This is a genomic window from Brevundimonas sp. (assembly GCF_965227765.1).
In the GTDB taxonomy this organism is placed as follows: domain Bacteria; phylum Pseudomonadota; class Alphaproteobacteria; order Caulobacterales; family Caulobacteraceae; genus Brevundimonas.
This window is the reverse complement of record NZ_OZ245778.1, coordinates 369,291-384,773: the sequence shown is the minus strand read 5'-3', so window position 1 is coordinate 384,773 and position 15,483 is coordinate 369,291. Positions and strand designations below refer to the sequence as shown.

The 15,483-nt window shown below is 68.0% G+C and carries 13 protein-coding genes; 5 read left to right on the top strand and 8 right to left on the bottom strand.

Features of this window, described 5'->3' with window-relative positions:
- The first annotated feature begins 83 nt into the window (after positions 1–83).
- Positions 84–1,475, top strand: a complete 1,392-nt coding sequence (locus ACO05L_RS01850; protein WP_421730483.1) for an FAD/NAD(P)-binding protein — start codon at positions 84–86, stop codon at positions 1,473–1,475.
- On the opposite strand, the gene ACO05L_RS01845 is transcribed toward ACO05L_RS01850, so the two are convergent.
- Both ACO05L_RS01845 and ACO05L_RS01840 read right to left on the bottom strand, forming a co-directional pair.
- Positions 1,472–3,286: an ATP-binding protein gene (locus ACO05L_RS01845; RefSeq protein WP_421730482.1), complete on the bottom strand. Its 1,815-nt coding sequence runs from the start codon at positions 3,284–3,286 to the stop codon at positions 1,472–1,474. The two genes, ACO05L_RS01850 and ACO05L_RS01845, sit on opposite strands and share 4 nt — an antisense overlap.
- A 189-nt stretch (positions 3,287–3,475) precedes the next feature.
- A complete protein-coding gene (locus tag ACO05L_RS01840) occupies positions 3,476–6,268 on the bottom strand; it encodes a TonB-dependent receptor (protein WP_421730481.1) in 2,793 nt (930 codons plus the stop codon).
- A gap of 257 nt (positions 6,269–6,525) precedes the next feature.
- Here ACO05L_RS01840 and ACO05L_RS01835 point away from each other — a divergent pair, with 257 nt between their 5' ends.
- Entirely contained in the window at positions 6,526–6,867 is a 342-nt protein-coding gene (locus ACO05L_RS01835; protein ID WP_421730480.1) for a hypothetical protein, read from the top strand.
- A gap of 191 nt (positions 6,868–7,058) precedes the next feature.
- Complete coding sequence (locus ACO05L_RS01830) at positions 7,059–7,808, top strand: sugar phosphate nucleotidyltransferase (protein ID WP_421730479.1); 750 nt, start codon at positions 7,059–7,061, stop codon at positions 7,806–7,808.
- Positions 7,809–7,820: 12 nt separating this feature from the next.
- Here ACO05L_RS01830 and ACO05L_RS01825 read toward each other — a convergent pair whose 3' ends face one another.
- Together ACO05L_RS01825 and ACO05L_RS01820 are read right to left on the bottom strand one after the other, a co-directional pair.
- Positions 7,821–8,981, bottom strand: coding sequence for a LegC family aminotransferase (locus ACO05L_RS01825; protein ID WP_421730478.1), 1,161 nt, complete (start codon positions 8,979–8,981; stop codon positions 7,821–7,823).
- Between the two features lie 8 nt (positions 8,982–8,989).
- Entirely contained in the window at positions 8,990–9,985 is a 996-nt protein-coding gene (locus ACO05L_RS01820; protein WP_421730477.1) for an SDR family NAD(P)-dependent oxidoreductase, read from the bottom strand.
- Positions 9,986–10,131: 146 nt separating this feature from the next.
- On the opposite strand from ACO05L_RS01820, the gene ACO05L_RS01815 reads away from it, so the two are divergent.
- Together ACO05L_RS01815 and ACO05L_RS01810 are read left to right on the top strand one after the other, a co-directional pair.
- Entirely contained in the window at positions 10,132–10,794 is a 663-nt protein-coding gene (locus ACO05L_RS01815; RefSeq protein WP_421730476.1) for a cytidylyltransferase domain-containing protein, read from the top strand.
- On the top strand, positions 10,791–11,705 hold the full coding sequence (locus tag ACO05L_RS01810; RefSeq protein ID WP_421730475.1) for a Gfo/Idh/MocA family oxidoreductase: 915 nt from the start codon (positions 10,791–10,793) through the stop codon (positions 11,703–11,705). The genes ACO05L_RS01815 and ACO05L_RS01810 overlap by 4 nt, the downstream gene beginning before the upstream one ends.
- On the opposite strand, the gene neuC is transcribed toward ACO05L_RS01810, so the two are convergent.
- Genes neuC through ACO05L_RS01790 form a run of 4 tightly spaced genes read right to left on the bottom strand, consistent with a single transcriptional unit; the run spans position 11,702 to position 15,373 of the window.
- Positions 11,702–12,871 (bottom strand): UDP-N-acetylglucosamine 2-epimerase, encoded by a 1,170-nt coding sequence (gene neuC, locus ACO05L_RS01805; RefSeq protein ID WP_421730474.1) that lies wholly within the window; start codon positions 12,869–12,871, stop codon positions 11,702–11,704. The genes ACO05L_RS01810 and neuC overlap by 4 nt on opposite strands.
- Positions 12,868–13,500: a hypothetical protein gene (locus tag ACO05L_RS01800; RefSeq protein ID WP_421730473.1), complete on the bottom strand. Its 633-nt coding sequence runs from the start codon at positions 13,498–13,500 to the stop codon at positions 12,868–12,870. The genes neuC and ACO05L_RS01800 overlap by 4 nt, the downstream gene beginning before the upstream one ends.
- Positions 13,497–14,615: an N-acetylneuraminate synthase gene (gene neuB, locus ACO05L_RS01795; protein WP_421730472.1), complete on the bottom strand. Its 1,119-nt coding sequence runs from the start codon at positions 14,613–14,615 to the stop codon at positions 13,497–13,499. The genes ACO05L_RS01800 and neuB overlap by 4 nt, the downstream gene beginning before the upstream one ends.
- A complete protein-coding gene (locus ACO05L_RS01790) occupies positions 14,609–15,373 on the bottom strand; it encodes an SDR family oxidoreductase (RefSeq protein ID WP_421730471.1) in 765 nt (254 codons plus the stop codon). The genes neuB and ACO05L_RS01790 overlap by 7 nt, the downstream gene beginning before the upstream one ends.
- Positions 15,374–15,483: the final 110 nt, after the last annotated feature.

Below are 15,483 nucleotides of genomic sequence, written 5' to 3'. Positions count from 1 at the left end.
TCGTTTTGGCAGTCAGCATATCTCTAGTTGCTGGATAGGATATTTAAGTGGGCGCCGCCGCCGTGAGGGCTCATCGTGGGGCCATGAGCTCATCACCCTCAAGGCGACCTGACAAACAGGCCGCAAGCGGCCCCCGGATCGCCATCATCGGCGCCGGCTTCAGCGGCCTGCTGACCGCCGTCCACCTGTCGCGGCGACTACCGGAAGCCCGGCTATGGCTGATCGAAAAGGCGTCGCGGTTCGCCGAGGGCGCCGCCTACGCCACGCGCCACGCCGACCATGTGCTGAATGTCCGGTTGGGCAACATGAGCGCCTTTCCCGACGACCCTGACCATCTGTCGCGCTGGCTGGCGACCCAGCCGAACTGGTCGGCCCAGGGGCTGTTCATCACGCGCGGGGACTATGGCCGCTATCTGCGGTCGATCCTGGCCGAAGCCCTGGCCGAGGCGTCGGACGGCTCGGCCTCGCGCCTGACCCTGGTCCATGAGGAGGTCGTCGGCCTGGTCCGCGAACCCGCGGGATGGAGCGTGAGCCTGGGGTCCGGCGACGCCCTTGCGGTCGACATCGCCGTCCTGGCCCTCGGCAATCTGGAGCCGGCGCAACCGGCGGGGATCAGCGACGCGGTCGCGGCATCCGACCGCTATGTCGCCGATCCCTGGCGCGGTGCGACCCTGGAGGACCGCGCCCGCAAGGTGCTGCTGATCGGGTCCAGCCTGACCATGGTCGATGTCGCCCTGGCCCATGCCCGACCGGACCGCAGCTTCACAGCCCTGTCGCGCCGCGGCCTGGCGCCGCGTGCGCACAAGGCGGCGGATCTGGCCCTGCCGTCCCAAACCTATCGCGGATCGCCCGTCGCGGTGCTGAGACAGGCGCGCAAGGCGGCGCTGACCTCGGACTGGCGCGCCGTCACCGACGATCTGCGTAAGTCAGCGCGTGATCTGTGGCGGGCGTGGAGCGCGGGCGAGCGGCGGCGCTTCCTGATCCATTTGCGCCCGATCTGGGACGTCCACCGGCACCGGCTCGCCCCCGGCGTCGCCAACCGGATGCATGCGATGATCGCCTCGGGCGAACTGTCGATCGAAGCGGGGCGGATCGTCGAAACCCGGATCATCGAAACGGTGGGCGGGGGCGAAAGGCTCTCGGTCAGCTGGCGACCGCGCGGTCGAGCACGCAGCCGAACCCTGTCGGTGGACGCGGTCATCAACTGCACCGGCCCTCTGGGCGATGTGGCGGAGAGCCGGATTCCGCTGATCCAGGGCCTGCTGGCGACAGGTTCGGCCCGCGCCGACACCAATGGCCTGGGCCTGGACGTGGACGACGACTGCCGGGTGCGCGATGCGGATGGGGCCGGCCAAGACGAGCTCTACGCCATCGGGCCGATGACGCGGGGCGCCTTCTGGGAGGTGACCTCGGTTCCCGACATCCGCATCCAGGCCGCCGACCTGGCGGCGACGATCGCCCTGACTTCGCTCTAGGCGGCGACCGGTGGCAGGGTCACCGCGACTTCAGAGCCTTCGCCAGGCGTGCTGTCGATCGACAGGGTTCCGCCGGACTGACGGGCGAAGGCCTGGGCCTGGGCCAGACCCAGGCCGGCGGCGTGGGCCTTGGTGGTGAAGAAGGCTTCGCGGGCGCGGGCCAGGGTGTCGGAATCCATGCCGGGACCGCTGTCGCGGACGCTGAGGCGCGCGCCTTCGGCGATGGCCTCCAGGCGGACGGCGACCGAGCCTGACCCGCCCACGGCCTCGACCGCATTGGACACCAGGGCCGTGACCGCGCCTTCGAAAGCCACGGGATCGAGACGCACGGCCACCGGGGTGGAAGGCCCCTCGATCAGCAGGTCCACGCCGGGACCGGCCAGGGCGCGCAGGTTGATCTCCATGGCCCGCAACAGCACCCCGGCGTCGAGCGGCGGCTGGTCGGCCGCGCCTTCGTTCTGGGCGTCCGAGAAGGCCGACAGACGACGCGTCATGACCTCGCCGCGGCGACCAGCGGCCAGGGCCGCCTCGCCCAGACGGCGCACGCGAGACGGGTCGTCGGCCTGCTTCAGCATCATGTCGAGGGCGCTGGTCATGACGCCCAGCAGGGCGTTGAAGTCCTGGGCCACGCCGCCGGTCACGCGACCGACGCTTTCCAGCCGACGCGCCGCGTCTGCATCCATGCGCGCCTCGGCGTCGGCGCGGGCCACCTGGGCCTGGGCCTCGGCCAGTTGGCGACGGGCCAGATCGGCTTCGGCCAGGGCGGTGTCGGCGTCGGCGCGGGCGTCCACAAGCTCGCGGCTCAGGGCCTCCATCCGGGGATCCACCGTCGGCGCATCCGCGATCACGGGTTCGCCTTGAACTTCCGGTTCGGGCTCGGCAATCGGCTCCTCGTACAGATCGCCGGCCAGCAGCAGGGCGTCTGGAGCGTCGTCGTCCAGGCTCAGGGGCAGGATGCGCCAGGCCAGGGTCTGGCCGTCGGGCGTGCGGGCGATCAGGGGCTCGGCCTCGCCTGGGCGGGCGGCCAGGGCGGCGCGCAGGGTCTGGCGGCCCTCGACGCGCGCGTCCTCGGCCAGGAACTGATCGGCGAAATCGGCGCCGACGACGCCCTGGGTCCGGCCCAGGCCGTCCAGGGCCGTGCGGTTGGCCTCGCGCACCACCCCGTGGGCGGACACGACGACCAGGGCGCTGGTGGCGACCTCGAACACGCGGCGGGTCAGGTCGTCGGCGGGGGCGATGGGAGCCGGCGCTTCGGGCATGACCGGCTCTGGGATGACCAGGCCGTCGGTCTCGACCAGGACCGTCGTCGAGCCGATGACCGTGCCGTAGTCGTCCTCGATCGGCATGGCGGTGGCCGAGACGATCATCTTGCGACGCGTCGCCGGGTTGGCGATGACATGGTGGAAACCCTTGACCGTCTGCCCTCTCAGCGCACGGGCGCTGGGCAGCATGTCGGCCGGGATCGCGCGGCCATCAGGATAGGTGATGCCCCAGGTCGCCGAGTGGAAACGCAGGCCCAAGAGCTCGGCGTCGCGGCGGCCCAGCAGTTGGTGGGCGGCGCGGTTGGCGAAGACGAACTTGCCCTTGCTGTCCGTCTCCACGATGGCGACAGGCACGGAGTTCAGCGTCTGGAACAGGCGTTTGTCGGCGGACTCGGCGACCTTCTGCACCAGATCCAGCTCGCCCGAGGCGCCCACATGGCGCACGCGATTGCGAATGGCGTACCAGATGGCGACAGCCGCAACGACATGACCCGCGACCGCCAGGGTCGCGAAAATCGCCGTCCAGTTGACCTCGCCTTCCAGAAACATGGTTCGACCGTCCCAATTCGGCGCAGGGGCGCGCCACTCCCGATAGCCCTTGCAAAAGGCGAACCGAAGAGGCTGGATTCCCCAGACGCGAGAATTATGACGCCGGTCGCACGGTGTTCAAGTGGGGCCAAGGCAAAGGGGCCGGACGTTTCCGCCCGGCCCCATCACTCGCAGGATCGTCGCCTTGGATCAGAAGTTCAGCTTCACGCCGAACTTGGCCGTCCAGGAATATTCCTCGTACTGCAGCAGGCGCTGGCCCAGGGCCTGGTTCTGATAGGCGGTGTAGGTGGCGTCGTTCAGGTTCACCAGTTCGGCGAACAGCTGGACCTGTTCGGTCACGCGGTATTTGGCGCTGAGGTCGACCTGGAAGTGGGGCTTGATATAGCGATCCTCGTCCACGTCTCCGCCCAGTTCGTCGAGGTATGACGAGCGATAGGCGCCGGCGGCGCGCAGGCTGAGGGGCCCACGCTCGTAGCCCAGCACCGCGTTGAAGGTGTGCTCGGCCGAGGTCGGCAGGGGCACGGTCCGGCCCAGGACGTCGCCCTCGGCATGGGTGTAGGTGTAGTTCAGGTTGATCAGCATCCCGTCGAAGGGCGCGGGCAGGAAGGTCAGGACCTGGCCGTAGCTCAGCTCGACGCCGAACACGTCGGCCTCGTCGCCGTTGATGGGGATGATGGCCTCGCTGTAGGCGATGCCGTTGAACACGCCATCCTCGAACTCGGCGTCGACGATGAAGTCCTCGATACGCTTGAAGAAGACGCCGCCCTGGATCACCGCCTGAGGCGCGAAATAGTATTCCAGCGTCGCGTCCAGGTTCCACGCCTTGTAGGGATCCAGGTCCGGATTGCCGAACTCGCCCTCGCGATCGCCGTCCTCGTTTTCCTCGATCAGGAAGCGGGGCGCCATCTTGCCGAAGCTGGGGCGGACCACCGAGCGGAAGGCGCCGAAGCGGGCGACCACATCTTCGGAGACATTGTAGCGAACGTTCAGGCTGGGCAGCCAGTCGGTGTAGCTGCGGCTGTACGACACCGGGGTGATGGTCAGGGTCTCGGCGTCCTCGTTCAGATCCAGCCGCGAACCCGCCAGATCGACCTCGGTCTGTTCGACGCGCACGCCGCCGATGATGCGCAAGGGCCCGTTGTCGAAGCGCAGCTGGCCGTAACCGGCATAGACGTCTTCGCCGGCGGTGTAGCTTTCCGCGCTGGTGGCGAAGGCGCTGTCCAGGTCGGCGCGTTCGAAGGATCCGATATTGGTGGAGATGAAGTCGCGCACGGCGTCTAGGTCGGGAACACCGCCCAGGTCCGCCAAGCCATAGCTGGGCTGGCCCAGGACGTCGGCCAGGGTGAAGTCGCCGTCGAAGCCGTCATAGATGTCGAAGGCGAAGTTCAGGCTCTTGTCGCGCTGGCGAGCCTTGCCGCCGAACTTGAACTCCATCGCGCCGCCGGCGGCTGCGAAGTCATAGGCGGCGTCGAACTTGACCGAGACTTCCTCGTCCTTGGCGTCCTCGCGCGTGGTGCGCTCCAGGGCGTCGAACTCGTACTGGCTGGCGTCGTCGAACAGGGCCTGGCCGAAGTCGATGCTGTAGGCCGGACGGCGCAGGTCGCTGTAGTCGACCGTCACGCCCAGCTCGCCCGCATCCTCGAAATCGCGACGGAAGACCAGCGGGTCGTAGGAGTTGCGCTCGGTCTGCGAGGCTTGCGAGAAAGCCAGGTCGTAGGTGAACCGCCAGGCGCCGACCTCGGTGCGGCCGCCGGCCGAGATGGTGCGGACGTTCTGGGTCTCGCCCCGGTCCTTGATATCGCGCTCGACGCGGATACGGCCGTCGCCGGAATCGAAGCTGGCGATCGTGCCCGAGATTTCTGACGGCTCATCGAAGCCGAACACCAGGCGGGTGCGCAGTTCGGTATCGTCGAAGGTCGAATAGAGGCCGCGCAGATAGAGCTGCGTCGATTCATTCAGCGCATAGTCCAGCGTCAGGGTCGCGCCATAGCGTTCGCGCGTGACGTCATAGTCGCGGTATTCCAGGTCCTCGGCGTATTCGCCGCCGTCCTGCCAGCCGTCCACCTCGACATTGTCGGTCGAGAATTCGCGGTTGTAGTAGCTGAGGCCGCCGGCCATGCCGAAGCGGTCGTTGAAGCGGTGGACGAAGTCGACGCTGCCCTTGGGCGAGGTCTTGCCGTTCAGGTCGTTGTACGAGCCCTCGATCGAGGCGGTGTAGAGGTTGCGGCGGCGATCCAGCGAGCTGGTGGTGGCGATGTCGATCGAACCGCCGATGGTGTCGCCGTCCATGTCGGGCGTCAGCGACTTCTTGATCTCGATGGATTCGATCAGCTCGGACGGAATGACGTCCAAGGCCACGGCCCGCTCGTCGCCGCCGGTGGCCAGGACGCGGTTGCCGTTGATCGAGGCCGAGTTGAGGTTCGGATCCAGGCCCCGGACCGAGACGAAGCGGCCTTCGCCCTGGTCGTTCAGGACGTTGATGCCGGGCGCGCGGCGCAGGGCCTCGGCGACGTTCTGATCCGGGAACTGGCCGATGGCGTCGCGGGTCAGGACGGTCTGAACCGTGTCCGACGAGCGCTGGCGGGCGATGGCGCTGAGGAAGTTGGCGCGTTGACCGACGACCAGAACTTCCGAGACCGAGGTGGCGTCAGCAGACCCGGCGACCGTCAGGGGCGACAGGGCGAAATCGGCCGAGGCCACGCCCGTCTCGGAGACGGCGACCCGGCGGCTCTCCTCGCGGGCGCCGGGAAAGCGGACGCGCACCGTATAGTCGCCGGCCGGCACGCCGGTGAAGCGATAGCCGCCGTCGGCGCCGACCGTAGCGGTCTGACCCAGTTCGACCAGGGCGACTTCGGCGCCCTGAAGCGTGCGCGTGCCCGAGGCGTCGGCGACGGAGCCGCGCACGTCGCCGGCGAAGGCGGGGTTTGCAAAGCCGAGAGCCAGCGGCGCGAGGGCTACGCCCAGCAACAGCGAGAGTTTCATGTGTCAGTTCCCCTTGGACCCGGCTTTGCCGTCGGTCGATTGGGGCCGCTTAGAGGCAGGCGGCGACGCGCGAACGACGGTTTGACGACGCCGGCCTTGCGGTTTGGCCACAGGTCGATGACGGCTCGTCCGAAGGCGGATCAACCCGACCGGCTTGAAGCCTGCCTGCGTCAGGACGTCACAGCGACGCTGGACGGACTTTCGAACGGGGTGCTAGGCAAGCGCATTGTCCGGTGGACGGACTGTAGAGTGTCGCCATGTTGACCCTGCTGCTGATGCTGGCCCAGGCTGCGTCCGGACCGACCGCGGGACTGGAACCCGCCTTTCGCAACACCATCGTCTCCACCTATCCCGACGGCCGCACGGCGCGGTTGTGGCTGGAGCCGGGCGGAACCTATCGCGGCGAGGGACGACGGGGCGGAGCGACCTCCGGGTCCTGGGTCATCGACGGCGCCAACATCTGCCTGAGCCAGCGCCGCCCCCTGCCCTTGCCGATCCGCTACTGCACCCCCGTAATGCGCGGCGACGTCGGCGCCCGCTGGACCGCCAAGGCCGTGACCGGCGAGACCATCACGGTGCAGCTTGTGGCGGGTCGTTAGCGGCTTCGCAGACGTCGCCCTCCAAGCAGCGGTTGCCCTGAGAGGGGTTTGCGGGCGTAATCGGCAATGGCTCGCCTATGTCGATTCCCGATTCGCGGCCGACGAGTGCTATTCTTCTTCCATGCGGCGCGGATTTCCTCACCAGGCAGAGTTCCACCGTTGCCCGGCGTCGTGGTCGGTCTGGACGATCCATGCAGGCTGAAATCCGGAAACTGACGATACGACAGGGTCCCCCGCGTCGCCTGAACACGGTCGTGGTGATGGCGGGCGGCCTGGGCCGACGCCTGGGCGACCTGACGCGGCATCTGCCAAAACCGCTTATCCCCGTCGCCGGACAGCCGGTGATCGAACGCATCATCCACAGGCTCAAGGACCAGGGCTTTTTCAACTATGTCCTGACCACCCACCACCTCGCCGAAAAGATCCGGGACCATTGTCGCGATGGATCGGCCTGGGGCATTCATATCCGCTATGCCCACGAGGCGACGCCACTGGGCACCGCCGGCGGCCTGGCGCTGATCGGGTCCACGGGCGACGATCCCATACTGGTGTGCAACGCCGATGTTCTCACCGACATCGACCATGTGACCCTGCTGTCGCAGCATGAGCTCACCCGCGCCGACATGACGGTGGTGACGATGCCGCACCAGGTAGAGATCCCGTTCGGCGTCATTTCCACCGACCATCAGGGACAGGTCACGTCGGTGACCGAAAAGCCCGTCTTCGCCTACCGGGTCAGCGCAGGCATCTATGTCATCAATCCCGAGCTGCTGAGCCTGATTGGCCCCAGCGAGCGTATCGACATGCCCCAGGTCATGGATCGCGCCCAACTCGCCGGATATCGGGTCTGCGCCTATGAACACGACGGCTACTGGATCGATGTCGGTCAGCCTGCAGATCTGCAGCGCGCCAGCGAGGGCTTGGCCGAGATGACGGCCTGACCCGCCCGTCGGTCAGACGGGGTCCATCAGCCAGGCGCTGGACGGGATATTGATCAGGGTGTCCTCGATCCGCCGCGCCACGGTCAGGTCACCCCACACGTGGCAATGCGCAAGATATGGCAGATCCGGCATCAGACCCCAGACCGGGCGCGCCTGAATGCCGGCGGTCTTCAGCGCCTCGAGGGTCGCGTCGCGCTGTCCGCGATCCTGAACACGAATAGCCTGCAGCCAGTAGTTGGAGGTGACGCCTGCGGGTTCATGAACGAAGCTCACCCCGGGGATGTCCCGGAACAGCGCGTCATAATGATCGGCCAGGGCTCGCTTGGCCGCCAGCACCCCGTCCAGTGGCTCCATCTGCGCCAGACCCAATGCAGCATTGAGGTTTGGCAGGCGATAGTTGAACCCCATCTCGTCATGCAGAAACGACCAGTCCTGGCTGACGCGGGCGGTGGTGGTCAGATGCCTCAGACGGACGGCGAGGGCCTCGTCATTGGTGACGATGCAGCCGCCTCCGCCGGTCGTGACGATCTTGTTGCCGTTGAAGCTGATGGCGGCGGCGCGGCCGAATGAGCCCGCCGCCCGGCCGTTTCGCATGGACCCGAGGCTTTCGGCCGCGTCCTCCAGAACGATCACGCCGACGGCTTGGCAGAAGGCGTTCAGGGCCTCGACATCGATGACGTGGCCGAAGATATGCACCGGCAGGCAGACGCGGACGCGGCGATTTCCATGCCACGCCTGGCCGTCCGTGATGCGGCACTGGCCGAGAAAGGCCGCCACGGCGGGGACGGAAAGCCCCAGGGTCTCTTCGTCGGCGTCAAGAAACAGGGGCTCGGCGCCGGTGTAGAGGATGGCGTTCACCGTCGCGACAAAGGTCAGGGCCGGGCACAGAACCAGATCCCCCGGCCCGATATCGAGCGCATGGAGCAGGGCATGGAGCGCCGCCGTGCCGTTCACCGTGGCGATACCGAACTGGCAACCCGAGCGTCGCGCCACCTCATTTTCGAACAGCGTCACATAGGCGCCCACCGACGACACGAAGGTGCTGTCGAGACAGTCGAGGACATAGGCGCGCTCATTGCCCGAAAACACCGGGGTGTGGAGCGGCACATCGCCCACGAGACCGCGCTGGTCTCGCAGGAAGCGGATCAGGGCGTTGGCGGCGGGCGTGGACATGGGGGCGCTCAGACGTTGTACCGACCGGCCTTGTAGAGCCGCAGATGTTCGGGGTTGGTGAACCATTCGACGGTTTCGCGCAGGCCCTGCCTCAAGCCGTCGACGCCGCCGTATGCGGGAGTCCAGTCCAGCAGCGCCCTGGCCCGGCTGTTGTCGGCCCACAGCCGCTCGACCTCGCTGGCGGTCGGGCGAATGCGCGCCTCGTCGGTCGAGATCTGCGGCTCCACGCCGATGATCTCGCAGATTTCTCGCGCCAGGTCGCCGATCGACACCTCGAAGTCCGAACCGAGGTTGAGGGTCGCTCCGGCCGGCGCTCTGTCCATCGCCACCATCATGCCGGCAGCCGTGTCCTTGACGAAGCTAAAGTCTCGCGTCGGCGTCAGCGACCCCAGTTGGATCACGCCCGCATTGGCGATGGCCTGACTGATGATGGTGGGAATGACCGCGCGGGCGGATTGGCGCGGGCCATAGGTGTTGAAGGGGCGGCAGATGAAGACGTCCGTGCCGAACGAGCGGTGGAATGCCAGGGCCATCTGGTCGGCGCCCGTCTTGGAGGCCGCATAGGGACTTTGCGCCTCCAGCGGGTGGGTTTCCGAGATCGGGACCTGCTGGGCGGTGCCATAGACCTCGGACGTCGAGGTGTGCAGCATCCGGGCCCCTTGGGCGCGGGCGGCCTCGAGCATGTTCAACGTGCCGATGACGTTGGTCTCGACGTAGGATCGCGGCGCCGCATAGGAATAGGGAATGGCGATCAGGGCGGCCAGGTGGAAGACCGCATCGCACCCCTTCACCGCCGCCATACAGGTGGCCAAGTCTCGCACATCCCCCGCCTGGGTCTCGAAATGACCGCGCACGTCGGCGTCGCAGCTGTCCAGCCAGCCGTCCGAATTGAACGAGTTATAGAGCGTCATGGCCCGGACCTCGTGCCCGGCGCGAACCAGGGCCTCGGTCAGGTGCGAGCCGATGAACCCATCCGCCCCCGTGACGACAACCTTGCTGCTCATCCCATCCCCTCGTTCGCGTCCGCGCGCGTTTGTCGCCGCAGGCTGCGCCGGTCTTTGTGCCTATAGCATTCCGTCCTATCCATGCGCCCATGATCGGAACCGAACGCTGCATCGCCATCATCCCCGCACGCGGAGGATCAGGGAGCGTGCCGCTCAAGAACCTGCACCCGCTGGCCGGCCGCCCCCTGTTGGAATGGCCGATCCGGGTGGCCCTGGCCACGCCGGAGATCGACCGGGTGATCGTCTCCACCGACCATGCCGGGATCGCCGACATCGCGATCAAGGCCGGCGCGGAAGTGGATCGCCGTCCTGACCACCTGGCGAGCGACACCGCCTTGGTCGCCGACACCCTGCGCGACCTGATCGCCCGCCTGCGCGAGCAGGGCGAGACCGCGCGCTATGTCGTGCTGCTGGAGCCAACCTCGCCGTTCCGGTTGCCGGATGATGTCACGGCCTGCCTGACGCTGCTGCATGACGGCCAGCTGGATTCGGTGGCGACCTTCATGGAGGCCCGCCTGAACCCGCATCGCGCCTGGACGATCGAACACGGCCTGCCCCGGCCCTTCGTTCCCGGCGCCGTGCCCTGGCTGCCCCGTCAGGCCCTGCCGCCCGCCCACCAGTTGAACGGCGCCGTCTATGCCTTCGTCGCCGACGGCCTGAAGCCGGACACGCCGGCGGTGCTGTTCGGCAAGGCGGGCGCCGTCCCCATGGCCTCGGCGAGGTCGTTCGATATCGACGACGCCAATGATTTCGCCGTGGCCGAGGCCCTGTTGGCGGCCGGCGCCGTGCCGCTGGGCGATTTCGCATGACCCTGCGGTTGGGCGTCATCGGGTTTTCCGAAGGCAATGGCCACCCCTTCTCCTTCTCCGCCATCGTCAACGGCTATGACGACGCGGCGTTCGGCCTTTGCGGCTGGGACGGCATCCACGCCTATCTGCGAGCCCGGCCACCCGAAGCGTTCGGCTTCGACGGGGTCAGGGTCACATCCTGCTGGATGGCGGACCCGGCGATGGCCAGAACCCTGGCCCAGGCGTGCGGGATCGAAACCGTCTGCACGACGCCCCAGGCCATGATCGGGAGCGTGGATGCGGTCATGATCCTGCGCGACGACGCCCAGAGCCACTGGCCGATGGCCCAGCCCTTCCTGGACGCAGGCCTGCCCGTCTTCGTCGACAAGCCCCTGTGCCTGGACGTCGAGACCCTGGCGCGGTTCGAGCCGCATCTGCGATCCGGGCGCCTGATGTCCTGCGCCGGGCTGAGGTTCGCCGGGGAACTGGACGGCTGGCGCACGCATCCGGCCCCGTTCGGCGAGCTGCGTCTGGTCCGGGGCGCCGTCGTGCTCGATTGGGCGCGGTATGGCATCCATATGCTGGAAGCCGCGATGGGCGCCCTGCCCGGCCTGAGACCCGTCGCCATCCAGCGCCACGTCGCGGCGCACGACAGTTTCGCCATCCGGCTGGACGGCGGCGGGCTTTTCCTGATCGACGCCCTGGGCGCCACGGCCAAGACCTTCCGGCTAGATGTGTTCGGGACCCAGGCGAATGGCTCCGTCGAGATCAGCGACAATTTCACCGCCTTCCGGCGCGTGCTGGAGGCCTTCATCGGCCAGGTCCGCACCGGGCGACCGGCCATCGACCCGGATGAGACGCTTCTGGTGCTGCGCACGGTGATCGCGGGTCTGGGCGCGCGCGCCGGCGAAGGCGAGGTCCTGATCGACTAGGTCAGGTCGCGAAAGCGCTTGCGTCTCAGGGTCGTGAAGTCGATCCCCTCCAGTATGGCGACGATTCGCGCCCCGGCATGGCCGTCGCCCATCGGGCTGACCTGATTGCGGACGGATTGGCGGAACTCGTCGCTGAGACCCTTGGCGATGGCGACGCCTATGGCCCGCCCGTCCAGAGGCGCGTCGAGCACGCTGGGCGCCCGCAGGCGACCGGCCTGACGATCACCGATGTTGATGGATGCGACGCCATGCATCGGCGCCTCGATGACGCCGCTGGAAGAGTTTCCGACCACCGCCGCGGCCGCCGACAGGGCCCAGGCGTAGCGCTGACGCCCCAGAGACTCCATGGCGAAGACCCGGTCCGGCTGGCTCGAGGCGTGATCGGCGATGGCCCGACGGATCGCCTGATGGCCTTGGTCGGCGTTGGGCAGGGTGTAGAGGATCTTGAGCGCGGGAAAGCCGTCGAGCGCCTGTCGCAGCACCGCCATCTGATGTTCCGGGCGTTCCGTTCCGAGGGTTTCGGGATGAAAGGTCGTCAGCAGATAGCCCGGGGTCAGATCCAGGCCGAGCGCCTCGCCCACCTGCGCCACCGTGCGGACGCCCTCTGCACGCAGGTTGTCCAGCCCGGTCGAACCGACGGTGAAGACCCGATCCGGATCCTCGCCCATCTGGATGATGCGGTGTCGATAGGGTTCGGCTGCGGTGAAATGCAGGGCCGCCAGCTTGGTGATGGCGTGGCGGATGGCGTCATCGACGGCGCCTTCGGTCAGATGGCCGCCCTCCAGGTGGATGATCGGGATGCGCAGGGCCGTCGCGGCCGCCGCCGCGCCCAGCAACTCGGTCCTGTCGCCCAGCAGGACGACGGCATCCAGGGCGCAGGCGTCGAAGGCCTGGGCGCAGCCCTCGACCGCCGCCGCTATCGTCCGCGCCACCGACAGAGCGTCGTCGCCCGGCTGCTGAATCGGAACGCGGGCGGCGATCAGCTGACCGTCACGTTCGATCTCGCTGACCGTCATCCCGTGGTCCGGCGACAGATGGGCGCCGCTGACGATCAGTGCCGTCTCGAAGCGCGGCGCGGCCCTCAAGGCCGCGATGACCGGATACAGCAAGCCGTATTCCGCGCGGGTCGCGGTGAAGACGCCGATGCGAACCCGGTCCTGCGTCATGACCGACCGACGAAACCGCCGGCCTCGACATCCCGGCTCGCCACCGCACCGGCGGCGACCACGGCGTCCGGTCCAATGCGAACGCCCTGAAGCACGATGGCCCCGGCCCCGACATAGGCGCCGACCCCGATCGCGACCTCGCCGCACAGCAGGGCGCCGGGTCCGATCATGGCGTGATCGGCGATGACCGTGTCGTGGTCGATGCGGGCGCCGGTGTTGACGAGGACGTTGCGGCCCAGCCGCACATTGGGCTGCAGGATCGCACCGGCGATCACCTGGGAGCCGTCGGCCAGCGCGACATCGGGCGCCATGATCACGCCGCGCCCGATCAGAGGCGGAAAGCGAAAGCATCGCGCGATATAGGTCTCATAGACCCTGCGCCGCAGCGCCGTTCCCGGCACGCCCCGGCGAGGGATCCCGCCCAGTCCCAGCGCCGCCTCGCCCCCTTGCGGAAACAGGCGGAAGGCGGCCGCGTCATCGCCGATGTACGACAGGCCGACCGCAGACGAAGGCTCGCTCGCCACTATGCCCAGGCAGGTCCGCCCCATGACCCCAAGCGTGTCGAGCACGACGCGGGCATGGCCGCCGCCGCCAATCAGCAGAACCTCCCCGGTCGGGACCCCGGTCACGGCTGTATCGGCTCATCAGCGGCATAGGCGCGGCCGGCGGGCTGTCCCAGATGCTCGAACAGGGCGATCGGGGCCAGCCCGCTGCCGGCGCGCTTTGTGGTCAGGTTCAGCTCGGTGAACGGCTCCCCCTTGGCGATGTCCACCGCCGCGACCAGGCTCTTGCGAGCGATGGCCATGTTGGGAATCTCGGACGGCTGCGGGCGCTTGACGCCATCCCCCAGTGCCCGCCCTATCCGGTGGACGCCCTCCACCAGGGCCTTCAACTCCGCCGGCTCGACCGAGGCCCTGTGATCCGGCCCCTGCATGTCCCGTGACAGGGTGAAATGCTTTTCGATGACCGTGGCCCCGCGCGCGGCGGCGGCCAGGGCGATGTCGATGCCCGTGGTGTGATCCGAATAACCGGGTCGAACGCCGAGCTCAGCGGCATAGGCGTCCATCACCCGCAGGTTCACCGCATCATCAGGCGCCGGATATTCCGTCGTACACTGCATGACCGTGACCTGCGCCAGGGCCGCGCGCGCCTGGGACGACGCATGGACCTCGGCGAAGGCGGCGCGTGAGGGATGCGCCGTGGCCGGGGCCAGCAGACCGAATGCGACGACGGAAAGAGCCTCCTCCACCTCGGCCAGCGTCGCCATCCCCGTCGACAGGATCATCGGCAGGCCCATGCGCGCAAGCGCCAGCAACATGGGCGCGTTGGTCAGTTCGCCCGAACCGACCTTGATCCGCCGGATACCCACCGTATCCACCAGGAACCGGGCCGACTGGATATCGAACGGCGTGGACAGGAACTCCAGGCCCAGCGCCCGGCAGGCATCAGACAGGACGCGATGGTCGGCGTCCGACAGTTGCAGCGCCTGAAGCATCTCCAGCTGGGTGGCCCCGGCGTCGAAATTGCGCCTCTGATACGCGGCGGTGGCGGTTCCGGCGGTGACCAGTCTTCGGGCGTCGAACGTCTGGAATTTGACGATGTCGGCGCCCGCCGCCGCCGCCGCCGCGACCAGACGCAGCGCCAGATCGATGTCCCCGTTGTGATTGACCCCGGCCTCGGCGATCACCAGACAATCGCGCTCGCCAGACGGTCTGTCGGGCAGTCTATCGGGCAGGGTCACCATGCGGTCCACCCGCCGTCGACGGCGATGACCTGGCCGGTGATATAGGCGGACATGTCGGACGCCAGGAACAAGGCCACGCCTTGGAAATCCTGGGGCGACGCCATCCGCCCCAGAGGCGTGCGCGCCACATAACGGGACTGGAAATCCTCATCCTGGCCGCGCGCGACCCCGCCGGGCGCGAAGGCGTTGACGCGAATCTCGGGCGCCAGAGTGGTGGACAGCCAGCGCGTCAACTGCATCAGGCCGCCCTTGGACGCGGCATAGCCGGCCGGATTGCCCATCGGCGTGCCGTCATAGAGCGACCAGTCTGGCCCGACGAGGCCATAGATCGAACCGACGTTGATGACCGACCCCCGCCCCGAGGCCCGCAAGGCCGGCGCCAGCTTCTGGGTGATGCGGAAGGGCGCCGTCAGGTTGATGTCCAGCGCCTGCCTGAACAGATCCAGAGACTGGGTCTCGAACGCGGTGCTCCAGCCCTGATCCGCCGAAGTGCCCACAAAGGCCGCGTTGTGGACCAGCACATCCAGGCTCGGCGCGACCGCCAGGACCGCATCCAGCGCCTTGTCCAGCGCGGGCCAGTCGGCCAGGTCGCAGGCGATCTGCACGACGCCGTCCGGGGCCGGTTTGTCGAACGCCAGGTCCAGCAGGATGACGCGCGCGCCGGCCCGCAGATAGGTCTGCGACATCGCCGTGCCGATATGGCCGGCGCCGCCGGTGATGACGCAGGTCCGATCCGTCAGGTCCCAAAGATCGGCCAAATCCCTTGGTCCTTGCCCTGTGAGGTTGGTGATGCGCAGGAACCGGCGTGCGGTCCAGGGCGAGCGACGATCATACTCAAGCCAGGGCGCCGGCCGAAGGAAAAAGATAT